This window comes from Shewanella sp. T24-MNA-CIBAN-0130 (genome assembly GCF_040310185.1).
In the GTDB taxonomy this organism is placed as follows: Bacteria; Pseudomonadota; Gammaproteobacteria; order Enterobacterales; family Shewanellaceae; genus Shewanella; species Shewanella psychromarinicola.
In genome coordinates this window covers 18,022-43,137 of the sequence record NZ_JBEOPP010000033.1, presented here as the reverse complement: position 1 = coordinate 43,137, position 25,116 = coordinate 18,022, and the positions used below count along the sequence as shown (strand labels likewise).

Genomic DNA, 25,116 nt, shown 5'->3' with positions numbered 1-25,116 from the left:
AAATCTGTGCGTATTTGTGTTTATTCCTTGCCCCAAAAGTCTTCTGCTCAGCGCTGTTGCTGTTACCCTAGAGAATACAGTTATTATCCATCGACAGTTTCTGGCTATTTGCTGAATTGTTAGCCGTCATTTTTGAATTATTTAGCGTATTATAAAGCCAATTTCTGTCGTTGAAAATTGCCTCCAGCCTGCGTTTGTTTTACTTTACGTAAATTGAATAAATAGACGTTATTTTTTTCAGCCCTATTTTGCTTCTTCGTCACTGCAATGTGAGCTGTTTGGAAAAGGATTATCATGCCAAGCTTGATTAGAATCGTGTTAATTAATACCCACCTACCGGGTATTGTCGAACTGTTATTAAAGGGTCACACCAATATATGTGGTACCAATGCCTCAGGTAAAACAACCTTACAACGCTTGGTGCCGGTATTTTATGGCGAGTATCCAAGCCGTGTGGTGCCGTCAACGCGTGACAGTTTTGAACGTTGGTATTTACCCCATGACTCAAGCTACATTATCTATGAATATCAAAAAGATGACGGTTTACTTTATCAAGCTGTTTTAGCTTCTGCTGGCGATGGTAAAGGGGTCAATTACCGCTTTATTGCGCGAGGATTTGAACTAGAGCATTACATTAAGTCACGTAATGGCGATACTGTTATTTGTCACTCAATGGCTGAGTTAGGTCGCGAAGTAAAACGTGATGGCATTGCTCATACTAACCTATTAAATACCCGAGAGTTCCGCGCGATCATTCAAAACGATCGTAGCTTGTTAAATACCGGCAGTAACCGCAATGAGCTGCGGACTTACGCACGTCAATTTTCGCTGTGTGACGGCGATCATAGCTTGCGTCATATTGAAAAATTAGCCAAAGCCGTGCACTCGAAAGAGGGTAAAATGGAAACGGTTAAATCAATGATCGCCGCCATTTTAGAAGAAGATGGCGTTAATCCACCCACGTCACATCTTAATCCTCAGCATGTTGAAATCTGGATCCGTGAAAGCCAACTGGTGCAAGGTTTTGAACAAATCCGTCCAGAATACGACAAGCTCGAACAAGAATTTGATCAGCTATTAAGTACCGAATTACGCTTAGCCAGTTTATCCCGCGGCTATCGAAGTGATGAAACCCTTGAAGCTGAGCGTCAAGAAGGCAACCAATCTCATGGCAAAGAATTAAACCTCAAGTTACGTTTATTAGATGAAGAGTGGAAAGAGGTTCGTGATGAGTTAAACCAAGAGTTATCGGCAGCAAAAGGCGACGCTGGCAAGTTTGAAGATGAACTCAATACTATTGAAGACCAGCATGGCGCTTTTTTAGATGCTGACATTGAACAAGCCAAAGCTGATTTAGATAATCTGCCTAATTGGCGCAGTGATGTTGAAAACCTTAATGAGCGTCATAAATTACAAACCGAAAAACACCAAGATATTGAAGCCGCCTTTAATTCGCGTCGTAGCAAAATAGCTGAACAATTGCATCGTGAACTTGAAGTGTTACATCTTGAACAAGACACTCAACGTGAAGCGCGAGATAAGCAGCGCGAGCTTGCTAATGACTATCTTGCTAAGTTAGAACTGCAATGGCGTGAGCAAACCGATGCGGGTAAAGCTAAGTTTAGCGAACAAGAATATCAACTCAAATTAACGGCAGCAGAGTTGAAACATCAAGTGGCTGGGGTTACCTACACTGAAGATGAAAAAATGCGCTTAGCAATTTTCGATGAGCGCATTAGTTTAGCCGATGAAGAACAAGAAACCTGTAACCAAAAAGTCGACCGCTTAACCACAGAAGAACGTAAACAACGGGCCAAACGCGACCAAGCCAACGAAGCACTGCGCATCTCCAGTATTCGCGTCAGTGATAGAGAAAATGCCAAAGAAGAACTGCACCATATGTTGTTCCCGCAGTCGCATACCTTGTTGGAGTTTTTGCGCAAAGAAGCCCACGGTTGGGAGCACACCTTTGGTAAAGTTATCGCGCCAGAGCTGTTACATCGTAGTGACCTACACCCAAGTTTAACCAAAGACAGCAGTGAAGCGCTATTTGGGGTCAATCTCGATCTTAAAGCCATTGATGTGCCAGAGTACGCTGCCACAGAGCAAGACTTACGTATTCGCCTAGCCAAGGCTGAAGAAGCACTGCAAAGTGCAAAAGAAATGCATGCCGAAGCGGAAGATCAACTGGTTGCCATGAATGCGGCACTTGATAGCATCACTCGCGAGCTCACCTTTGCCCGCACGGCCTACAAAAATAGCCGTGAAGACTTACGCCGCCTGTTTGATGAAAAACGCAACGAACAACAAAAAATCAATCAAGCTGTTGCAGATCGTAAAATCGATTCGAACAAAAGATTAGTGCAACTTGATAACGAACTCAAGCTACTTAGCAATCAACATCTTGGTTGGTTAAGTGAGCAAAAAGAGCAGGCGCTTGAAGCGCGAATGGAAAAAAATGCTTATTGGCAAGAGGTTGTCGGCGCCATTGATAATCAATTAGGGCAAATTAAAGCCAATATTGAACAACGCCGTGCGAATGCTAAAACCGAACAAAAAGCCGGTGAAACCTGGTATAAAAATGAGCTTAAGTCTCGTGGTGTTGATGAAGGCACCATTTTGGCGTTGAAAAAACAAATTCGCGATCTTGAAGCCAATATTAGTCACGCCGAACAGCGTCGCAGTGATGTACTGCGTTTTGATGATTGGTATCAACATACCTGGCTAGTTCGAAAGCCTAAAGTGCAAACTCAATTAGCCGATGTTAAGCGAGCAACGCTGGAATTGGAGCAACTGCTAAAAGCGAAAACGACTGAAATCAAACACCGTCGTGACAGCTTAGAAACCGAACGTAAAGCCTGTGATGCCGCCCAAGTTGAGGCGTCTGAAAATCTCACCAAGCTGCGTGCGGTAATGCGCAAGTTAGCTGAGCTCAAATTACCCGCCAATAATGATGACGCTACTGGCAGTATTGGTGAACGTTTACGCCAAGGCGAGGATTTATTGCTAAAACGTGATTACTTAATGGGCTCTGTGAAACAGTATGTTGATCACTTTGACTCGGTCATTGCCAGTAAATCAGGCTCAAGTTTAGCGGAGTTTTGGGAACGTGCCCGTGATGAGTCTAGTTTTGTCAACGACAAAGGTATTCGCCTGCTCGACTACCGTAAGTTGGTACCCCAACTCGGACAATTATTGAATGTAATGGTGCCACAGTCATTAAGGACTATCCGCGATCAAGGGCGTAACTTCGGTATTAGTCTTGCTGCTTTTTATGATGTATTAACGGATATCGATCGCCGTATTGCCAGCCAAAGTGCGCGTATTACCCGTGAAGTGGGTGAAGAATTGTTCCTTGATGGGATCTCTGAATCGGCGGTACGCATTCGCTCACGTATTAGTGAACTTGAGTTTTGGCCTGAACTTGAAGTGTTTGTTAAAGCCTTTAAAGCGTGGAAAGCAGATGGTTTTAGCCAACTACCGGACGAGCACTACACTAACTCAATGCGCCGTGCGTTAGAGATTATTGGCCGCGCAGCGTTAACCGGCGGCATTGCTAAACTGTTAGAAATTGAATTGCGTTTAAAAGAAGGTAACAGCGACTTAATTATTCGCACCGATCGCCAATTAAACGAGTCGTCTAGCCACGGTATGGCATACTTGATTTTATGTAAATTCTTATTGGCGTTTACTCGTTTATTGCGTGGCAAAGCCAATGTGACCATTCATTGGCCAATCGATGAGTTAGGGACTTTGCATCACACCAACGTGAAAAAAATCTTCGATGCCTGTGAAAACAATAACATCAGTGTATTGGGTGCGTTCCCTAACCCAGAGTCCGAAGTGCTAAACCTGTTTGCCAACCGTTACATCATTAATAAACAAACTAAAAAACTGCAAGTAGTTAAACCCAAAGCCAACCCATTAGCTGCGCGTTTGTCGCAGCGTAGCGCGAATGCTGACAGAACTCGCATTGAAATGAACAGTACTGACACCAATAGTGCCGACACTGCCAAGGAGCACATCTAATGTCTGAATCGACTGAAACTACCTTAGTAGGGACGGGTGCGTTAATAGAACAATTATTACGAGGTGAATTTATTTGCCGAGTAACCAATGAAGATGGCTGGCGTGCGCTTAAAAACAATAGTACTCGTGACCGAGTGGAAACCTACCTTAACCAAATTAATCGTACCATTGGCAGTGCTGGCGAAGGTGAGGTATTTTTTTGCGGCTATTTGCAGTTAGGAGAGGCTGAGCGCAAAGTTATTTCATCGCAATTTAAAGACATTTGCTCAGGACTTATTCCCTTAGTGGAATGGCTAGTATTAGTGCAAGAAGCCAGTGGCCAAGATGCACCGCTGAGCGAAGGCGCGCCTATTCGCTTAACCGATTTACAAGCGCGTATCGAGGATACGCCAGCCTTTAGAGAGCAGTTAACTAAATTGAGCCATTATCGTTTATTTGGCTCAATAAGCACTAACGTTGATGGTCAAATTAAATTGGTGTTTAAACGGTTAGTGGAGCTAGGTTATTTAACCAAACCCAATAGTGAAAAGCAGATTTATATTGCCACTGGCAAGTTAGATTATTTATACGAAGTGATCCGCTTTATTGATGAAACAGAAGGCTTAAGTCTTGAATCTCAGGCCGAAACCTCGACCCAAAGGGAGTTAATATGAGCAGCAACTTACACCAAGCTGGGGTAAAGCTGCTCAAACAACTCGGGCGGCATGCCGATGTCATCATGGACGCATATTTAGCGGGATCGATTAATGACACCGCTCATGATGCAAATGTTATCGATAAACTGAAAAAAAATGGCATTTTATGGCGCCCAGAACCCGATCAAGAACTGCGCTTAAAGCGTTCGGTGCGGGCATTATTAGAAGAAGCCTTAAGCGATGAACGTAATCGGCAGATTGATGCCAACGTTGGCTCAGCACTGGCGACAATAAAAACCTTAGCCGATCATTATAAAGAAGCCCGCCGTGATGTGGATTTCAGTGCTGCGGAAGCCTATTTAGCTGATTTAAATGAACATGTGTACAGCTTTACCGACAGTCTACGTTATTCGATCCGGGTCTTGTGGAGTCGAATTAACAACGAATTTGGTTATGTTGGCACCATTACTGCGAAAATCCGTGAAAACGAATTAGCCCAAAGCCAAGTTTCAGAGTTGCTAAACGGCTTAGAGATGTTTCAATTTAGCGAGTTAGGCGAAATCGCTGGTGATATTCGCGAACTGCGCCGCTTACTGATGACCAGTTTGCAAGAAACCTTAAGTCAATGTACCCAAGAGTTGAGTATTGTCCAAGCGAGATTGTATGAGTTACTTGGGCGATTTAGGCAAATTCAGGGACGGACTCGGTTACTCAAAGGTTGGTTGTTACATAACGATTTACACCCTGATTATCAGCCCGAAAATCATGTGGTTCATAAAGTGGTTCCAGTATTATTTAATTGTGCTGAAGCGCTCATAGCCCCTGCTAGTGTCGATGTTGCTAATCCACATCATGAACTTGAAATGATGAGTTTGGTGGCACAAGTTAAAGCCATTCGCCGTGACGCCTTGCCCGCCGAGCTGCGTGAACACAATGTTACCTTTGAGATGGGCGACAGTGAGGATTTTGATATCCCAGAAAACCCACTTAAAATAGCCGTAGATGAATATTTCTGTGAAGTGATTGATTCAGGATTACGTCAATCAGCCTTAAGTTATTTGACTGAAAAACAACTCGAATGGGACGCCGAAAGCTGGCTGTATCAAGTTATTGGTGGTTATGACGGTTTAGCTGAAGAGCATAAAAATTATTTTGAGCTCGAACCCATAGGTAATCCCGATCCTGTGTATAACGGTAACTTCATTATTCATGATGTTGAACTTTGGCTAGCATAACTAAAAGTCAGTTACACATAATGGCCCGCGCTGCAAAGCAACGTTTGCCGCGTGTGCCTTTCAATGCTAGTTGGAAGACGTTATATCATCTGTGGCAAATAGGTGAGCCAGATGGCGCTGAAAAACACCTATATTTAACCTCTAGCGATTATATTTTACTGCGTGAAATGGCTCAAATTGATTCGGGTTTAGATATTCTCTCGCTTGATTTTGATATGGCCCGCCAGCAGATGTCACACCACAGTGCCAATGAAAAATACGCAAATATCAGCCCAGAAGCCGATTACGTATTAATCAAACTTTCCTCTAGGATTGCTCAAGCCCTAGTGGCTGATCCAGCGGTCGACTTAATGATGATGCATAATTGTTCACTGCGATTAAAAGTCGATAGTGCACTAGCACTTTGCCAGCGACTGAATATCGCTAATCTTATTGTGGTCGAAAACCTCGACAGCTTTGATAACCTGTTTGGCTATTCATTTGCGCCAGATTTACAGACAATCATCGACAATAGTATGGTGTTATATCGTGGTAGCCATCACTATTCTCCCGCAGGGCGAAAGCGCTTTTTACACTTAATTAACCCGACAAAAATACAGGTGATTGCCTTTACCGACTTGGATCCCGCTGGGTTAATGATCGCCAACACCCTAGATCATTGCCAACGTCTCATTGTGCCTCAATTAGCCCTCCGTGCACCGGCGACACTATTGGCGTTGCCGCAAATTAATTCAACGGCAGACTTTCATAAGCAGCATCGTCAGTTAGCTTATCTGACCAAGATATTGGCCGCTAACAACAATGTGGCGCCGATGACACATACTCATCAACCGCCTTTATCACATCAACATTCGCTTAGCTCATTGACCTATGATGATACTGCCAACGCCATAGGTTTATCAGCGGATTGGGACCAGCTAGTAGCTTGGGTTGTGCGTTATCACGTCAGTATTAAGCAACAGCACATGCAAGCAAAAAAGCTCGTATTGTCGTTACTGCACTTTTAGCCGCTATGATCATTGTTGACCATCAGCCATTAAGTACTCACCACTAATTAAGCACCATTGAACTTGTGTTAAGTGGGTTTTTACCACAGTTCAACACTCATCATTCAAGGTTTTATCATAGTCAACATTCTGTTTATTATGCTCTTTGTGGGTGTGTTCAATTAATACAGAGTATAAGTGGTCAGCTTTGTTCTAATGATGATTGAATTATCGGTGTCAATGTCTCAATATCACTGCGCTCGAATAATAAAACACACCTAGGATTGGGTGCAATAATAATAAATAGCAACCGATGTTGCATTTCGAAGGGAAAAAAAATGACAAAATCACTTTCAGCACGGATCTTTATCGGTCTATTTCTAGGGGTTGTGCTTGGCAGTATTGTGCAGTTTTTATTAGCCGATAATGCTTTTTTTGGTGGCACATTAGTGAGTCTGGCAAGTGGTGTCGGCACTATGTTTGTCAATATGATCATGATGCTAGTGGTCCCACTGGTGTTTGTGAGTATTGTCTGCGGTGTGTGTGAGTTACAAGATTTAAAAAGCTTTGGCCGTTTAGGTGGTAAAACCTTTGGCTTTTATATTATCAATACCATGATAGCCATTTTAGCTGCATTTACCGTCGCGATGGTATTTGAACCCGGTAAAGGGGTGGATATGTCGAGCAGCGGTTCGCTGGATATTACCGCGACAGAACTGCCAGATTTAATGTCGTTAATTGTCAGTATAGTGCCAAATAATCCTTTTTCAGCCTTCACCTCTGGCAATATGCTGCAAGTGATTTTTATGGCGCTATTAATAGGCGGCGTGATCAAATCATTGGGGCATTCCGTTGAGGGGGCGGTAAAAGGGTTTCAAACTGCCAATAAAATCATGATGCGCTTAATTTCGGTGGTAATGAGTTTAGCGCCATACGGGGTATTTGCCTTGATGTTTAAATTAGGTGCAACCTTAGAACCTGAAATTTTTGTCAGTGTTGTTGAATATTTAGTGCTTATTTTAGCCCTATTATTGATTTGGATTTTTATCGTATATCCATTTGCTGTCAGCCTATTCACCCCTATTTCAGCGAAAACGTTCAGAGAAAAAACCCAAGAACAAATACTATTCTCATTGTCTACCGCTAGCTCAAACGCCACTATTCCGGTAACCATGCGTACCCTTACTGACAAGCTAGGTGTGAGTCAAGCGGTGGCTGGTTTTGGTGTGCCACTGGGTGCAACCATGAACATGGGCGGGGTGTCGATTTACATTACTATTGCGATATTCTTTGTGGCTAACGCCTTTGGTATGCCAATCAGCAATGATCAAATCCCGTCGTTACTGTTTAGTGTGTTTTTATTGTCAGTGGGTGCAGGTGGTGTGCCTGGTGGTGGTATGGTGATGATTGGGGTACTGATTTACCAATTAGGCTTACCAGTAGAGGCATTTGTGATTGTCGCGGCATTAGATCGTATTATCGATATGGTATTAACCTCATGTAACGTGGTTGGTGATACTGCGGTATTAACCATTGTCGATCAAACTGAACAAGCGCATCAGCTTGAGACTGCAAAAATTGCAGCTGAGAAAGTATAAGATTCGTTTAGCTGTATTAATAAAATGGCCTGCATAGCAGGCCATTTTTATGTCTAAGGTGTTATGTTTAAAGTGTTATGTTTAAAGTGTTATGTTTAAGGTCTTATGTTTACGAACCTGTTGTGTCGAATATAGTAGATGCTATCTATGCTGCATTTTATTTTCTATCTTGGTCATAATCTTGAATGTAGACTTTTCTAAATTATCTAAACCGCGATGAGCAACTTGTTCATAAGAGCGATTAATATAGCGGTAAGCTTGTGGGTAGTTGAACTCAATCACCTCAAGTTCTGCCAATTCATTCAACGCCTGTGTTTGCCCGATGGGATAGTTCATCATTTGATGATATTCAATGGCTTTTTTAAACTGCTCCCTGGCTTTATCATTACGACCTATGCGCTGGTTTATCATGCCTGCAAGCTGTGAAATATAGCCCAATGTTAGCCAGTCTTTCACTTTAGCAGCATTGGTTTTTGCAATGGTAAGTACGCCTAATGCTTGTTCTATCCTGTCGGTTTCGGTGTAGCTTTGCGCTAATAACAATCTGAGTCTGGCTAGCTCTCGCTCATCTTGCTGATGTGTAGCTTGGTCGATTGCTGCTATCAATGTGGTATTAAGCTGTTCATATTGATGTTGCTGCAATTGGATGCTGGCCAGTAGACGCATGGCAACTAAGTTGTCGGGTGTGGAGTGTATGAGCTTGGATAAGTGCTGCTCAGCAGCCTTAGTGTCACCAAGTTGTAGCTGTGTCATTGCACTGAACAACAGCGGTGTACTATAGCGTGAATGGTATTGAGTTGCTGTCTTATTGTGTTGTGGGTTGTGTTGTGGATTGAGCTGCTGAGTAATCAAGCTTGATGTTGCTAATATAGCTTGCTCGATACTTGAAGCGTTAACGACGCCCGCTTCTGTATGATGCTGCTGATGTAATGTAAACGCTAATTGATATTGATTATTGGCGCTGGTAATACGGGATTCAATCACTAATCCCGCGCCGGAGACGGCCATTAATTGCTTAATATCGACAGCTTGGCTCAAGTGATCATTAGAGATAAGCGAGATGATATTGATAATATCTTCGGTTTGCAGTAATGGGTAACTAACACCGACATTTAGCTGATTGATAAGCACATCCATCGCGGCATAGGGATTCCATTGCGAGTCTGTGCTGCCTGTTGCCAGTTGCACTGGAAGCACTAAAATAGTGCCAGTTTCTATTGCTGGGGCTTTAGTGGGCATCAGATAAGCATAAGCACTCATGCTAATAAGCAGTAAAAGTAAAACCGCCGCAATATATTTATTTTTATTCGATGATCTGGCGGGCGGCATCGTTATAGTCCTTTATTAATACCCTTTCAATAACGTAGTGGGTATTTAAGTTATTGTAAAGAAATGCTTCTTTACTCTTGCCTAATGATTCAAATTTGTATTTTGGTTAACTGTGTTTATTCGCTTCAGTCAGATCATCAATGAGTTCAACTGCAGCGCAGAAATGAAAAAACCGCCAACAGGCGGTTTTTCTACAACATACTTAATTAATCAATTGATGGCTCTTCGCTGTAATCAATACCGTGGTAGCTTAAGCAAGTATCGACTTCGTTGGCACTGCCTAAAATTACCGCAACACGCTGGTGGATTGCCGTTGGCTGAATATCCAAAATGGTTTCATAACCCGTTGATGCTTTTCCGCCAGCTTGCTCAACCAGTAACGCCATTGGGTTCGCTTCGTACATTAAGCGCAATTTGAATGGTCTGGCTGGATTTTTGTTATCTGTAGGGTAGGTAAAAATACCGCCACGGCACAATACTCGGTGCACATCACCGACCATTGCCGCAATCCAACGCATGTTAAACGATTGCTCGCGTGGGCCTATTTCCCCGAGTAACAAATCAGCAATATAGGTTTGTATTGGCGCTTCCCAAAAACGTTGGTTTGACATGTTAATGGCAAACTCAGCCGTGTCTGGGGTGATCTGCACGTTATCGTCGGTCAGTAAAAATTCTTGGCTGTCGGGATCGAGAGTATAAAACTGAGTACCTTGGCCAGTGGTTAACGCCATCATGGTTGATGGGCCATACAATACATAACCCGCTGCCACTTGTTTACGCCCAGCTTGTAAAAAACTTTGCTCATTTAACTCTCCAGCGGGTGCGGGTAATACCGAGAAAATGGTGCCGACGAGTGAATTGATATCAATATTTGACGAGCCGTCGAGCGGGTCAAAACACACTAGGTACTCACCTTGAGTATTAACTTCAACCACGTAATCCTCTTCTTCTGAGGCTAAACCGCGAACATGGCCATCGGTTTTGAGAGCATTTTTAAGCATGTCATTGGTGATCACATCCAGTTTTTTCTGGGTTTCGCCTTGAACGTTTTCTTGATCGGTTGCGCCTAAAACGCCTGCTAAGGCGCCGCGCCGAACCGCAACACTAATGGCTTTTGAGGTGTCCGCTAAGGTGAATAATAATTGGGTTAAAGACGAGTTTACGGATTGTGCGCTAAGGGTTTGTGCCAAAGTCTGCATGGTATTTCCTATGACATGTGTGAGGTTTAAGGTCGATTTTGTACATTATTATGCAGCAAATCATACCCCACAATAGCGCTAATTTCAGCGATTGTTGTGTCGGGTTTTGGTTTTAGAGCAAATTAAGGCAAAATGTGGGCGGATTGAATTGCCCAAGGATTAATAATAATGACAACAACATGGAAGCATCATGCTTTAGCGGCAGTATCTGTCGTGCCACTTCTTTTTTCCAGCCCGGTTTTTTCAGTAACAGCAAACGTTAAAGGCAGCATTATGAACTCATCTACCACCGCGACATTGACTGCGATACCAGGTAATAATATGCCACTGACCATTGAGCGTATTCATGCGTCACCGGCATTAGCAGGTTCAAGTCCTCGTGGATTAGCCTTGTCACCTAATGGTAAGCGGGTGACTTATTTATCGAGTCGAGCTGATAACCAGCATTTCTATGATTTATGGCAAATGGATATCGCGACAGGTAAGCGCAGCGTGTTGATTAATGCGGAACAATTAGACGCAGGGGAATTGTCTGATGAAGAGAAAGCTCGCCGTGAGCGCCAACGTATTTATGGCCAAGGGATCATGGAGTATTTTTGGTCTGAAGACAGCCAACATATTTTAATTCCGGCTGCGGGTAAATTGTACTTATTTGATGTTCCAACGAATAACGTGGTTGAATTAGCCATTGGAGCAGGCTTTGCCACCGATGCGCGTTTGTCACCTAAAGGCCACTTTGTGTCGTTTGTACGCGATCAAAATTTATTTATATTAGCCCTAGACACACACAAAGTCAGTGCGTTAACGACCGATGGTAAAGGGCCGATTAAAAATGCCATGGCAGAGTTTGTCGCCCAAGAAGAAATGGATCGCATGACAGGATATTGGTGGGCGCCCGATGAGTCTGCTATTGCCTTTACTCGAATCGATGAAACGGGTGTTGAGTTAGTGACCCGTAATGAAATTTATGCCGACGGTATTAAATTAACCGATCAGCGTTACCCTTATGCTGGCAAAGCTAACGTTGAGATTGAGTTGGGAGTGGTTAGCTTAAAAGATCGAAGCATAAACTGGATTGATTTAGGCAAACAAAAAGACATGTATTTACCTCGTGTTGATTGGTTGCCAGACAGTCAACGGGTGTCATTTCAATGGCAAAGCCGCGATCAACAAACATTGGACTTACGCATAGCTTCGATAACCAAACCGAAACAAGTAACAACGGTGATCGAAGAACACAGTAACGCTTGGGTTAACCTAAACAATGACTTGCACTTTCTCAAGCAACAATCGGCCTTTATTTGGGGCTCTGAACGTGATGGTTTTCATCACCTGTACTTATTTGACTTACAAGGTAAGCAACTTAAACAGTTAACCCAAGGTGATTGGGCGGTCGATGCGCTTGAATTTGTCGATGAAGCCACGGGCTGGGTATATTTTAGCGGTCGTAAAAACAGCGTGGTCGAGCGTCATTTGTATCGGGTTAACTTGAAACAAGGTATGGACTCCATTGAGCGAATTAGCCAAGCATCAGGTATGCATGAGGCAGTATTTGCGGATAAAAAGCCGGTTTATTTAGATTACTTTAGTAGCTTACAGCAACCGCCACAAATAAGTTTACACAATGATACTGGCAAGCAGTTAGCTTGGGTTGAGCAAAATGAAATTGATAACAACCATCCTCTGTATGATTATGCGGGTTTATGGCAAATGCCTGAGTTTGGTCAAGTAACCGCTGAAGATAACCAAGCACTGCAGTATCGATTATTTAAACCGGTTCCTTTTGATGCAGCTAAACAGTATCCGGTTGTGGTCAGGGTATACGGTGGGCCGCATGCGCAGTTAGTGGTCAATAGCTGGAGCGAAGCGGATTATTTTACTCAGTATTTACTGCAGCAAGGTTATGTTGTATTCCAGTTAGATAACCGGGGTTCGGCTCATCGTGGTACTCAATTTGAGCATGTGATTTATCAAAATATGGGTGATGCGGAAGTGAGTGACCAAAAGGTCGGGGTAGATTACTTACGCAGTTTACCTTTCGTTGATGGTGATAACATTGCCATTTATGGCCACAGTTATGGCGGCTACATGGCGTTAATGAGTCAGTTTAAGGCGCCAGGTTATTTTAAAGCCGCTATAGCGGGGGCACCCGTAACCGATTGGCGTTTGTACGATACCCATTACACTGAACGTTATATGGGCAACCCAGAAACCAACAAACAAGGTTACGACGCCAGCAGTATTTTACCTTACGTCAAAGATTATCAGTCGGGCTTATTGATGTATCACGGCATGGCTGATGACAATGTACTGTTTGAAAACAGCACTCGAGTGTATAAGGCATTACAAGATGAAGGTAAATTGTTCCAGATGATGGATTACCCGGGGTCTAAGCATTCAATGCGCGGTGAGAAAGTACGTAATCATTTGTATAAATCATTAGCGGCATTTTTAGATCAACAGTTAAAATAAGCGATATATTTTTAAATGATTAGCTAAAAAGCAGACAATAAAAAACCAGGTGAGACCCACCTGGTTTTTTATTGCGGTTAACTTAAACGGTTAACTTAAGCGGATTAAGCTTCTAAGTCGCCACAAAAACGATAGCCTTCACCGTGAATAGTCGCGATGATTTCTGGCGTGTCAGGTAAGCTTTCAAAGTGCTTACGGATACGACGGATCGTCACATCAACAGTGCGGTCGTGGGGTTTTAACTCACGGCCGGTCATTTTTAGCAGTAAATCAGCACGAGTTAAAATCTTGCCTGGATTTTCAACAAAATGAAGCATCGCACGAAATTCGCTGCGTGGTAGCTTGTAAGATTCACCTTGTGGAGTAACCAAAGAGCGGCTATTAATTTCTAGGCTCCAGCCGTTAAAGCGGTAAAACTCAACAGAACCTTTTTCTTCGGTTTCCGCCGCCGCATTATTAACGCGAGTTAACAGGTTACGGGCACGGATCGTTAATTCGCGAGGGTTGAATGGTTTAGTGATATAGTCATCTGCACCAATTTCAAGCCCTAAAATTTTATCAACTTCATTATCTCGACCGGTCAAGAAAATAAGACCGATGTTATTAATTTCACGTAGTTCACGTGCTAATAATAAGCCGTTTTTACCTGGTAAGTTAATGTCCATAACAACAAGGTTTATCTTGTTTTCTTGCATGGCTCTATGCATTTCTGCGCCGTCATTGGCTTCGGTGACAACATAGCCTTCAGCTTCAAAAATACTGCGCAATGTATTACGAGTTACTGCTTCATCTTCAACAATTAAAATGTGCGGATTTTGCATAATATATACCTGATTTTATAAAATTCGATTCTAGCCACGGTGTGCTAATAGATTGCAATAGCGCGTTAACATATGCGCTATTATTCCGATATTTTTGGGTGTTTATCTATGTCTACCCTGAATTAAACACTCTCTATAAACTCGATGACGTAACGCTTAATGCGGGTTACTGAGTCTGCTTGCGTTAACTAATTGCCATTACGCTAAGGTACGCGTTTACACTTATGCATGATGGTGTAAAAAGTGGTGTAAAATTTGTTGCACCTAGGCTTACTTACTATGAATGCCATTTAGAAAGATAGTTCCTTCCTGTCGCAAACTTATTTAATCGTATTAATGTTTTATCAAATGTAGAACAAATTTAGTACGACTGTAAACTTTACATCAATAAATCTTCACGCTCACAACAATATATGCTGAGATTTTCAGGTGTATGTAGCCAACTTTGCTACAATGATTTAATAGTGCGTGATGCTATTGTACTCGTTTTAGGCATTTGTTAACAAATTAAATGTTAAAAAATTAATATAACAGTCAAGTATATAAAAGATTAATATTACTAAGTTGATAATAATAAATGATTTTTAAGTATTAAACTGGTGATTAGATCGCAAATCTTTTCGATATCTAACCTAATTGTTAGACTCATTTTGGCTTAATTAACGAAAAAATATTATGGAAAATGTTATCGATACATTGTGGTATGAATATCAAACGACTCATTTTTTGTTCACCCAACGCCTTTCTAATGATTTCCCATTTGCTATAGTTACCGCTCATAACCCCCGGGGGACTAGCCTCTCACCGAGTCAAAATCGTTTACTTGATCATCAGCTTCAATCTAAAATCCAACAGTATAATCGGCCCTATCGTGCCTTAATCGGTGCGGCCGCTGATTGGTCACATATGGAAAAAAGCTGGGCAGTTTTTATTGATAAAGAACAGGCTGTTGAGCTAGGAAGAGAGTTTAATCAACATGCAATTTATTACGTTAATCAAGGTTTGATATCTCTGGTTGCGTGTCTTGATACCATCAAACCTGACGTTGAAATGGGCGCATTTAATCAGCGATTACGGCTGGTTAATGAACTGCCAGAGATTAGTTTCTATACTGGATGAGCGCTGGGTTAATTTAGAGCGCTTAATCGCTACTGAATGTTTTGAGTCATTAATCGAGACAATAAAATATATATTGTCTCGATTAATTGCGTTATTTGGTTTTTTTTGCGTATATATTGGCTTTTTTCTAATATAGAACAATGACAGATCCGCTATCGCTACGACAGATTATCTAACAACAAAGATATTTTTATCAAAACAGTGTTTTTTTACTGGGTTTGTTGATTGACTTGTTAGGGCATTTGTTGCTATTTTCAACAGCTCTCCTTCGGGAGAAACAGAAGAGGAGCGTTAACTAGGTAGTAAGTGAGAGGATGCCAGTCCGATGACAACTTATGATGGAGATTAGCGCCGAGGTATCAGTTTGTTTGGCGAACATTGATATCGGTCGTTTAGGCTGAATCCTAACGATTGTCACCTTTTTTTGGTGGAGAGCTTCTGGTGATGATTGCTGTTTCCCTTCTATAAGGGTGCGTTATCTTAGCACCAGGCTCTTCGAACGTAGTGTGTTCGGAGCGTATATCATGTTAGTAAATCACGTCTTATTTTCTAGTCTTTGGCAAACTGCGGAGGCATCAGTATGAGCATTATCTCTGAAACTGTTGTTCTTGAAACCGTGGTGCCTGAAATAGCCACATCAGAATTAGTCGTAGCCAAATTTGGCGGTACGTCGGTTGCTGATTACGCCTCTATGAGTCGTTGTGCCAATATTGTCTTGGCTAACCAAGCCACTCGTCTCGTGGTGGTGAGTGCCTCCAGTGGTGTCACCAATTTATTAGTTGAGCTGACTCAAGCTAATGTCAACGATGAACGACGACTAGTACTCCTTAAGCAAATTGCTCAAATTCAATATGCGATTCTCGATGAATTAGGCCGTCCACAAGACGTGGCGGCCAGTATTGATAAAATTCTGAGCCGAATGTCAGTATTAAGTGAATCGTTAGAACTTGATCGCAGCAAAGCGATTATGGACGAATTGCTGTCAACGGGTGAGCAATGTTCATCGATTTTATTTTCAGCGGTTATTCGGGAAAAAGGCACCGCTTCAAATCATTTCGATGTGCGTCAGGTGCTGCGTACCGACAGCTATTTTGGCCGTGCAGAACCACAGATTGAAGTCATTTCAACGCTTGCTGGTGATTTTTTAAAACCCTTACTTGCTCGTTATATCATTGTCACCCAAGGATTTATTGGAGCTGATGACAGTGGCCGAACCACAACATTAGGCCGTGGTGGCAGTGATTATTCGGCGGCATTACTGGCTGAAGCGCTCCGTGCCACAGCGGTTGAAATTTGGACCGATGTCGCCGGTATTTATACCACTGATCCACGGCTTGCCCCTAATGCGCGTCCCATTGCCGAAATTAGCTTTAATGAGGCGGCTGAGATGGCCACCTTTGGCGCTAAAGTATTGCATCCCGCCACCATTTTACCGGCTGTGAGACAAAAAATTCAGGTGTTTGTGGGATCAAGTAAAGCCCCTGAAATGGGCGGAACTTGGATCCGCCATCAAGTAGACGATACCCCAGTATTTAGAGCTGTGGCATTGCGCCGCGATCAAACATTACTTAACTTGCATAGCTTACAAATGTTACATGCTCAGGGTTTTTTAGCAGAAACGTTTGCGACTTTAGCTCGACATAAAATTTCGGTGGATCTCATTACCACCTCTGAAGTTAACGTGGCATTGACCTTAGATAAAACCGGTTCTGATTCGAGCGGACACGGCTTGTTAAGTGAGTCATTATTGCAAGAGTTATCGCAGCATTGTGGTGTTCGCGTCGAAGAGAACTTAGCCTTAATCGCCATTATAGGTAATCGTATTGCATCGACTGCGGGTGTTTGTAGTCGCGTATTTAAGGTGCTGGAAAACCATAATGTAAGGATGATTTGCCAAGGCGCCAGCCCACATAATTTATGTGTCCTAGTGGCAGAGTCGGAAGCGGCGCAAGTGGTTAATGCCTTGCATCAAAATCTGTTTGAGTAATACCAATCCTATTAAATATGCGATCTTTCAGCGGGAGTTCAAAGTGCTGTAGGCAAGGCAGATGATTGAAGCGAATAGTTATTCTCGGTAACAAGCTCCTGCGTTACTCTACCTCCAGCATCCATGCCGTCGTATTTTGAAAATATCTAACGAAGCATAAAGTACTTTGAAACCCGCCAGAATGGAGTCTCTCAGGTATTCCACTTCTGTGTTGCATCGATTTAAAAGGGAACAACCATTTCTACATCAATGCGCCTTGAATTGAAAAACCTGAGAGACTCTGAACTGACCAGATATTTAATGAGATTGGTATCATCATATGACTAAAGCAATACAATCGTCAGTGCAGGTCGGAGAACTGGCGACGGGGCAAGCATTGACCGTGCCGTTATATACATTCTCTGGCAGTGAGTTGTTTTCGCCCAGCGTTTATATTCAGGCCAATGTTCATGGTGCCGAAGTGCAGGGAAATGCAGTGATTTATCAACTGATGACCTTGTTAGAAGGTTATCAAGTACTAGGTGATATTACGCTTGCGCCATTGGCCAATCCATTAGGGATTAATCAAAAGAGTGGTGAGTTTACCTTAGGACGGTTTGATCCGATAACTGGGGTGAATTGGAACCGAGAGTATTTTGATCACAACATCAAGGTGCAAGCTTGGTATACCGAGCATCAACATTTAAACGATAATGAACTGTTTCAGGCTTATCGTTCAATGTTGGTTGGAGCTTGTCAGGCTCGATTGGAGCTCCCTTTTGGGCTCTCTACCGGTCATCGGTTGGCTGTGAGTTTACAAACCATGGCACATCAAGCAGATATAGTGCTTGATTTACATACTGGGCCTAAGTCGTGCAAGCATTTGTATTGCCCTGAGTATGATGCGGATGCGGCGAGATTTTTTTCGATCCCATACACGCTGATTATGCCTAATAGTTTTGGCGGAGCGATGGATGAAGCCACGTTTTGTCCATGGTGGCAGTTAACCGAATATGCCGCGAGCCAAGGTCGTGAGTTTTCGGTACCCGTGTCTGCATTTACCTTAGAGCTCGCCAGTCAAGAACGAATTGATTTAGCCGACGCGTTAGAAGATGCCAAAGGCATATTGGCTTATTTAAGTTATCGTGGTGTGATTGCTGAAAAAGTCACTCCAGCAGATATGCCTCGATTTGGTTGTTACTTATGTGACTACAAAAAGTTTCATGCACCTAAAGCTGGTTTAATCGAATATCGCGCGGTACTGGGTGAGCCGTTAGCAGCAGGGCAACCATTGGTGAATATTTTACGCATTGATCTTTATGGCACTGAACAGGCTTATCAAGCCATTAGTTTACCCATGGATTGCGTGCCAATTTTACACTTTGCTTCAGCGTCAGTTCACCAAGGGACTGAACTGTATAAGGTGATGACCAAGGTGTTTTCGATAACCCACTAATGTGATGTTATCAACCCCCCGTTTTGATACTAAATCCTCTCGGTGTTGCTTTGTAAAACAGCTATAATAATGCCTGCATATTGCAGGCATTATTATTATCCGTTTTGAGTTCTCTGAAATAGAAACGTTGTAATAGGAACTCATTATATGGGCGGTTAATTAGCTGCCTAAAATCTGCAGTGGAATGGCCAACATCTCGTCGCCTGAAGCGGCAAAGTACCAAATAATACCTACTAAGCTTGCCACTGTGAGCAAATACCATACGGTAGAGAAAATTTGTCCGTAACGATCTAAGGGTAATAAATGGCTTTGGTGGCGTCCACGCCATTCGACAATGATTTCGATACTGCCAATAAGCAGCAAAAAGCCGAGAAGCGCTAAGCCTAAGCTATAGCTGATAAAGACCCCTATAGCGGCACCCGCGGCACAGGCGACCAGGCCAATTAAGCTGTTCATGGAGAAGCTAATACTTTTCAGAATATGGCCGCCATCAAGCGGTAAAATGGGCAGTAAATTAAATAGATTTAGCAGGGCATTGAATGCCGCTAACCCAGCAAAGAATATGTTACCTGTTATCCAATAAAGTCCGACACAAATAATTGATAAAATCAGCCCAAAAGTGGGGCCCATAATTGAAATATACACGTCTTGCCAACGGGTGTTGATCCGCTCATCACTTAACGCTAAGCCACCAACAAAAGGGATTAAATAGATACCTTTTGTTTTCATACCGAAATGCTTCATTGCTCGAATATGACCGTATTCATGGAACATTAAGCAACCGATGAGTGCTAAGGCAAATTGAAATGAAAATAGCCAAGAATAGGCTGCAACACTAGCTCCAGCAAAAAGGACTTTAACCACTTTGGCACTTTTTAACAGTTTAAAACCTAATGATGCAAGTCCAACAACACTGATTTTTTGAGTTTTTACCGCGGCGACTTCAGGGGTTTGACGTTCAATCTCTTCAACGGTTCTTTGCCCTTGGGTGATGGTTTCATCATCAATTAATAAGCAGTAATCAAGCTGGAATGGCTGCCAGTTAACATCGATTTCTAATCGTACTGGAAGTGAACCAATACTTGGCTTAACGGTTTCGTCATCGTTAGTATTGGTTTCAGTCGGGACGGATGTGTGCGTTGTCAGTTCAAATGAATGGATATGAAAGGCTTGGTCGGAAGCACTCGCAGACTTTTGCGATACCAGTTGATTGTCCCAATAAAGTTGCTGCCAACCCGCAATCGAGCCTTCTAATCGCAGACGTTTACCTAGACATTCAATATTTAATAATTCCATTAAGGATTCTCTGGGGTTATGGACGTTGAGCATCGGGCATTTTGCCAGAGCGATGTCACTAGCTCAATGGGTTCGACAATTATATTCGTTAATCTTAATTTTAATCTTAGGTTTATGACTGAGTGATTAAGCTAAGCATTACGTCGGTAAGGTTAAGGTTGATAACAGTAAAAACGCTGTGATATGGGCTGTTATCTAAAGCGGAAGTCACGCTTTTAATAAAGCTGTTCTAATTCGGCAACGGTGGCGATACCTTGTTCAACGGTCGTAAAGATTATCTTTGCACTGCAACAATGGCCTTGAAACTGGCCAAATTGACGGACAAGAGGCAACATTTGCAGTACGTTCATTTGCTGGTCTTGTTTCACCAAGTAGGGGAGTTGTGCCACATTATTGTTGGCAACGTCGACTTGTTCAGCGGTTTCAATGTGGTAAATGCAACCTGCGGTGTCGATCAGTTTATCGTGCAAGCAGACGGTAAATTGATTGGCGCAAATAAAGCTTAACCAGTCTTGGTGGTTTGCCAGATACATTAATTCATCATCTTGATCAAATTGCAGTATGGCGGGCCAATGTATGTGTTGCATAGTTACCTGTAAATCAATGTGGGTTGGTTTAATCTGCTAACGGTTGCTGTAATCGTATGAAATTTCTTGATTCACATTTTTAACAACACATGAGGCATGTTCGCGTTGGGTGCGATTAAACGCATTGCCAATATGAATTTCCACGTTATTAAAAATGTATTTTTCTGCTTTGATAAAGTAATTATTATAGTAATTTTCTACTTCAATAAGATTTTGATTATATTCTACTTCTTCCTTTGTTTGCTCCTCGGTCATCTGCTTCTTTTGGTCAAGCATCATTTTGACTTGCTCTACCATACCCGCATCACTTTGCCATTCAGCTTTGGGGGGCAATTTACGCAGTCTGGCCTCGAGTTCTAATCCGGCGACAACCATGCCTTTGATGCCGGCATCCAGTTCTTTGAGTTGTAGCTTTAGTTCACCTTGATGCATAGCACAAAATAGTTCGGTTTTGGTACTGGCTTTAGCGCCAAGCACAATAGCCCTAATCCCCTTTGCCGCGGTGGCTTTACCGCCGACTAAGTCACCGCGTCGTGATTGAGCATCACTGACGGTAATGCAGCCTCCTGACGTTGAATGACTGTGTAACAACTGTTTAGTGACTAAAATATTGCCCTGTGCTTCTAGATGAGAATATTGTACAAATTGGGCACAAATTTGGCCGGTGGCGGTAATCTTGGTACTGAGCTCTTGGTCTTTAATTAACCGACCAATGATGCCTTTGCTGACAATAACGTCACCTTGCGCTTCAATGGTGGCTGAGTCAACAAACCCCATGACGGTAACATCACCACTGGCTTTGACTTCCATCCCTTCATGCACATCGCCGGTAATTAAAATACTACCTTTAAAATTCACATGGCCAAAGCGAACATCAACATCTTTAATTTGCAGTATATCGTCGACTTGCATGCCTTGACGGTTTTCAACCGGTTGGCCTGGAACTGTGGCGATGAGTTTGTTTGGATCCTTAGGGTGTAAGCCGGTGCCTGTACCGGGCTCCATGGGTTTGTCTTGACCTGTGATTTGTTGCAGTACATCACCATGGATATTGAATCCTGGGCTACCAGTGGTTGCTGGGGTCTTAATCATTAATATATCGGTGGGCTTAACGGTAATTAATGCGCCTAAATTACGCATATCGACCGAGCCGTCTTCACGTTCTTGAGGTTGTAATAAACGTTCTCGCGCCAGAGCTACCTTACGGGTTAATGTGGCATTTTCGCCATTCACTGCCGCTTTACCGCAGGCGATAACGCCCTCACAGCATTCCCCTGGTGGTAAAATCGATAAGCGTTGCATTAACCCCATAATGTTAGGTTTACTTAAGCCCATTTTAATTTTTTGATTTTTGAGGGTATTAAGTACGTCTGATAGGGTGATGTCTTTACCGCCCCAAGCTGAGGTGATTTTCATACTAGCTTGCATTTTATCGTCATTGATATTGATGTCCACTGCACCATCTTTACGTTCAGCTATCGCAAAAAACAGTTCGTGATCCCCTAGATTTTGGCCGCAAAGCGCATTGACTTCAGTGACCGCTTTATTAATGGCAGGGGCAATGGGAAACAACATTGCAAAAGTTGCCTGTGTTAGTAAGGCGTTGATATCCTCTTCTAGCACGGGACCATGAGTATTGGGAATTATGCGTAATTCGGCTTTACTTTTATCTGCGCTTAGTGCGATTAGTGAAGGCTCTAACATAGCATCCTTTGTTGTTATTTTTATATCAGATCAATACTGGAAATAAAATAGTAACGACATAAATTCAAAAATGTTCACTATTTTACCTTGCAGTAAATTTAGCCGATTTTAATCTCCATTTCCAGCAGTAAGCTAGCTTTGTTGTCCATAACTGAAGCTGTGTCACGGGAGGTTCGATCTTGGGATTAACGTTGATGGAAATATAATTTGTACTTATTGTTTTCAGCCAACACATTCACTTTACCAAAATGAGTCGCAATGGTATCAGCATAGGGCAGGTGGCGATTAGCAACAATTTGCCAGACTCCTTTAGGCGCCAAACTGATTGCGCTGGCTTTAACAAACTGGGTAGCAATGTCGGTAGTGCTGGCCAAACCATCATGAAACGGTGGATTAGAGATAATGGCGTCAAATTGGCCGTCGATCTGATGAAACCCATCGGAAGGATAGATTTTTGCGTGCATATTATTGGCTGCAAGGGTTAATTCACACGACAGCAATGCCATCGCATTGATATCAATACATTCCATGGCTAGCTTTGGATTGGCTTTTAGCAATGCCGCCGTAATGACCCCTGCACCACAACCAAAATCGAGGACTCTGCCGTGCAAGTTGTTTGGTAAATGCAACAGTAATAGTTCGGTGCCCTGATCGAGACGCTTTTCACTGAAGACCCCTACCACATTGCAAATTTGCAGTTTACCTTGTGGTGTATCTAATGAATATTGGCTTACCCAATCACTGATTGATAGCCTGGGTGCTACTTGAGTTAAATAACTGACATACACTAAACAATGACGGGCATTATCTTGTTTGATGGGGGGGGAGTAATAATCAGGCGTGAGTTTATCAATTGATTTAATCCCACCTTTATTCTCACCCACAATCATTAATTGGCCGTCGATACGTAAATGCTGCGCCGCAAGTTGCAGTAAGTAACCCATTAACGGTTTAGCTTTTGCAAAGTAAATAATAACCGTGTCAAATTTTGTATCAACTAATGAGTCAGGCAGTTGATGGCCAAAATAGCACTGCAATTTATTATTAGCATAGGATGACAATGTTAGGTGATGATTAAAATCCAGCGCTAGGGCAGTGACATTCTCTGCAAACTCAAGACATTGATGCGCAAAAGTATCAGCTTCATAGTTGAGCACTAACACATTATGTTGATGAAAATATTTGCTGTTTCTAATTAAGGCTTGAGAAGGATTTGTTAACACGTTGGTTGCTCATAATGCTAGTGATAAAATACCTGCTGATATTAACACAATCCCCACTTTGATAGCGGGGATTGTGTTAGGCAGCAATTAAGGCGTTTGTACCGATTGTGGTAATAAGCTAAACATTTTATTGGCTATATCAACATTGTCTTGATGGCCACTAAACAATCTGGCGCCGGGGCCCGCTGCGAATACCTGAACATCCATGGCGGTATGGCCGCCACTTGTCCAACCGGTATTAGATTGAATATCAATTAATTTTCGCAGTGCAATAGCAAGTGGCTCATTACCTTGCATACGTGCAGTTTGCAATTGAGTGTATTCTACTTCGCTTGGGGTAAACCCCAATAGTGTTGCGGTTATGGTCTGCCAATCCTCTGCGGCAATAGCACGCGTGGCAATCATATCTGGGCTAGCTTGAACCTTATGCAGTACTTCAGGATGCCATTCGTATTTGTCGTGTGCGCCCACTGACAACCCACCGGTATTATGATCGGCTGTCACAACCATCAGGGTGTCTTTACTTTGACGAACAAATTGTTCAACCACTTCAATCGCGGCTGCAAATTCATCCATTTCACCCATCGCGGTAGCAATATCGTTACTGTGACCCGCCCAATCAATTAAGCTGCCTTCTACTAATAACACAAAACCATGCTTATTTTGCGACAGTAAATCGAGTGCCTTTTGCGTCATATGACTGAGCTTATGCGCTTTTTTATCATTAATCCCCCAAGGTAACTGTACATCGGCAAATAGCCCTAATACTTTCGGGTGATGAACCGAATCAAGTTGGGAGAGTTCACTAATGTGTTGGTAACCTTTAGCGGTGAACTGTTCAAGCAATGTTGGGGTGAAATATTGCTGGCCACCGCCAAGGATGACATCAGCATCGGTGGTTAAATAAGCCTGTGCGATATCAATATAATTACTCCGGCTTTCATTGTGAGCAAGAAATGCCGCAGGTGTAGCATGGTTTACTTGGGAGGTAACCGCTACACCAGTTGACAAGCCTAATGCTTTTGCTCTTTCCATTAAGGTTGTCAGTGGGCGTTTTTCGGTATCAACGGCAATAGCACCATTATAACTTTTGACCCCGGTAGATAATGCGGTTGCCGATGCCGCCGAGTCGGTTACATAACCACTGACAGAAGCAGGGTAAGTGCTTGCCATACCAACGAGTAAGCGATCAAAAACCGTTTGTTCAATCTCTTCTGTCTCAGGGTTATCTTTATAGTAACGATAGGCCGTGGTGTAAGCAGGTCCCATACCATCGCCAATCATAATAACAATATTTGTCGGTCTTGATGGACCGACAGTCGGCACATTATTACTGGTTGTGTTGGCCTCAATAGGCGAAATAACGACTTCATCAGCTATTGCACCCGTTACGACCAAGCTAGAGACCAATAATAATCTGCTAATTATTCGTTGGTAGGTAGATAGAAAATGCATGATTAA

At 42.8% G+C, this 25,116-nt stretch carries 17 protein-coding genes and 1 riboswitch; of the genes, 9 read left to right on the top strand and 8 right to left on the bottom strand.

The window, feature by feature from the left end:
- The first annotated feature begins 294 nt into the window (after nucleotides 1–294).
- From AAEZ02_RS13755 to AAEZ02_RS13735, 5 genes are all read left to right on the top strand, one after another.
- Nucleotides 295–4,029, top strand: a complete 3,735-nt coding sequence (locus AAEZ02_RS13755; protein WP_351123658.1) for an ATP-binding protein — start codon at nucleotides 295–297, stop codon at nucleotides 4,027–4,029.
- Complete coding sequence (locus AAEZ02_RS13750) at nucleotides 4,029–4,682, top strand: hypothetical protein (RefSeq protein WP_124014137.1); 654 nt, start codon at nucleotides 4,029–4,031, stop codon at nucleotides 4,680–4,682. The genes AAEZ02_RS13755 and AAEZ02_RS13750 overlap by 1 nt, the downstream gene beginning before the upstream one ends.
- On the top strand, nucleotides 4,679–5,899 hold the full coding sequence (locus tag AAEZ02_RS13745) for a phosphoenolpyruvate carboxylase (RefSeq protein ID WP_101032915.1): 1,221 nt from the start codon (nucleotides 4,679–4,681) through the stop codon (nucleotides 5,897–5,899). Before AAEZ02_RS13750 ends, AAEZ02_RS13745 begins: the two co-directional genes overlap by 4 nt.
- Before the next feature lie 20 nt (nucleotides 5,900–5,919).
- Nucleotides 5,920–6,906 carry a DUF7281 domain-containing protein gene (locus tag AAEZ02_RS13740; RefSeq protein ID WP_351123654.1) on the top strand — a complete coding sequence of 329 codons (987 nt, stop codon included), beginning with the start codon at nucleotides 5,920–5,922 and terminating at the stop codon, nucleotides 6,904–6,906.
- A gap of 317 nt (nucleotides 6,907–7,223) precedes the next feature.
- On the top strand, nucleotides 7,224–8,483 hold the full coding sequence (locus AAEZ02_RS13735; RefSeq protein WP_124014140.1) for a dicarboxylate/amino acid:cation symporter: 1,260 nt from the start codon (nucleotides 7,224–7,226) through the stop codon (nucleotides 8,481–8,483).
- A gap of 141 nt (nucleotides 8,484–8,624) precedes the next feature.
- Here AAEZ02_RS13735 and AAEZ02_RS13730 read toward each other — a convergent pair whose 3' ends face one another.
- A complete protein-coding gene (locus AAEZ02_RS13730; protein WP_351123651.1) occupies nucleotides 8,625–9,812 on the bottom strand; it encodes a tetratricopeptide repeat protein in 1,188 nt (395 codons plus the stop codon).
- Nucleotides 9,813–10,018: 206 nt separating this feature from the next.
- Complete coding sequence (locus AAEZ02_RS13725) at nucleotides 10,019–11,011, bottom strand: class 1 fructose-bisphosphatase (protein WP_351075605.1); 993 nt, start codon at nucleotides 11,009–11,011, stop codon at nucleotides 10,019–10,021.
- A gap of 168 nt (nucleotides 11,012–11,179) precedes the next feature.
- Here AAEZ02_RS13725 and AAEZ02_RS13720 point away from each other — a divergent pair, with 168 nt between their 5' ends.
- Nucleotides 11,180–13,483, top strand: a complete 2,304-nt coding sequence (locus AAEZ02_RS13720) for a S9 family peptidase (RefSeq protein WP_351075602.1) — start codon at nucleotides 11,180–11,182, stop codon at nucleotides 13,481–13,483.
- A gap of 104 nt (nucleotides 13,484–13,587) precedes the next feature.
- Here AAEZ02_RS13720 and arcA read toward each other — a convergent pair whose 3' ends face one another.
- The gene (gene arcA, locus AAEZ02_RS13715; protein ID WP_101032909.1) at nucleotides 13,588–14,304 is read right to left on the bottom strand and encodes a two-component system response regulator ArcA; all 717 of its coding nucleotides are present in this window, start codon (nucleotides 14,302–14,304) and stop codon (nucleotides 13,588–13,590) included.
- 675 nt (nucleotides 14,305–14,979) lie between these two features.
- Between arcA and AAEZ02_RS13710 the strand changes: the two genes are divergently transcribed.
- From AAEZ02_RS13710 to AAEZ02_RS13700, 3 genes are all read left to right on the top strand, one after another.
- On the top strand, nucleotides 14,980–15,423 hold the full coding sequence (locus tag AAEZ02_RS13710; RefSeq protein ID WP_101032908.1) for a DUF3293 domain-containing protein: 444 nt from the start codon (nucleotides 14,980–14,982) through the stop codon (nucleotides 15,421–15,423).
- Between the two features lie 273 nt (nucleotides 15,424–15,696).
- Nucleotides 15,697–15,869, top strand: a riboswitch (Lysine riboswitch).
- 134 nt (nucleotides 15,870–16,003) lie between these two features.
- A complete protein-coding gene (gene lysC / locus AAEZ02_RS13705) occupies nucleotides 16,004–17,410 on the top strand; it encodes a lysine-sensitive aspartokinase 3 (RefSeq protein WP_267898630.1) in 1,407 nt (468 codons plus the stop codon).
- Between the two features lie 319 nt (nucleotides 17,411–17,729).
- The gene (locus tag AAEZ02_RS13700) at nucleotides 17,730–18,845 is read left to right on the top strand and encodes a succinylglutamate desuccinylase/aspartoacylase family protein (protein ID WP_124014143.1); all 1,116 of its coding nucleotides are present in this window, start codon (nucleotides 17,730–17,732) and stop codon (nucleotides 18,843–18,845) included.
- 159 nt (nucleotides 18,846–19,004) lie between these two features.
- On the opposite strand, the gene AAEZ02_RS13695 is transcribed toward AAEZ02_RS13700, so the two are convergent.
- The 5 genes from AAEZ02_RS13695 to AAEZ02_RS13675 form a co-directional block, all read right to left on the bottom strand.
- A complete protein-coding gene (locus AAEZ02_RS13695; RefSeq protein ID WP_101032906.1) occupies nucleotides 19,005–20,141 on the bottom strand; it encodes a site-2 protease family protein in 1,137 nt (378 codons plus the stop codon).
- Between the two features lie 215 nt (nucleotides 20,142–20,356).
- Nucleotides 20,357–20,728, bottom strand: a complete 372-nt coding sequence (locus tag AAEZ02_RS13690) for a DUF4144 family protein (protein WP_124014144.1) — start codon at nucleotides 20,726–20,728, stop codon at nucleotides 20,357–20,359.
- Nucleotides 20,729–20,764: 36 nt separating this feature from the next.
- Nucleotides 20,765–22,432: a flagellar assembly protein A gene (locus AAEZ02_RS13685; protein ID WP_124014145.1), complete on the bottom strand. Its 1,668-nt coding sequence runs from the start codon at nucleotides 22,430–22,432 to the stop codon at nucleotides 20,765–20,767.
- A gap of 185 nt (nucleotides 22,433–22,617) precedes the next feature.
- Nucleotides 22,618–23,655 carry a methyltransferase gene (locus AAEZ02_RS13680; protein WP_351123647.1) on the bottom strand — a complete coding sequence of 346 codons (1,038 nt, stop codon included), beginning with the start codon at nucleotides 23,653–23,655 and terminating at the stop codon, nucleotides 22,618–22,620.
- Nucleotides 23,656–23,742: 87 nt separating this feature from the next.
- Nucleotides 23,743–25,110, bottom strand: coding sequence for an alkaline phosphatase (locus AAEZ02_RS13675; protein ID WP_351123644.1), 1,368 nt, complete (start codon nucleotides 25,108–25,110; stop codon nucleotides 23,743–23,745).
- Between the last annotated feature and the right edge of the window lie 6 nt (nucleotides 25,111–25,116).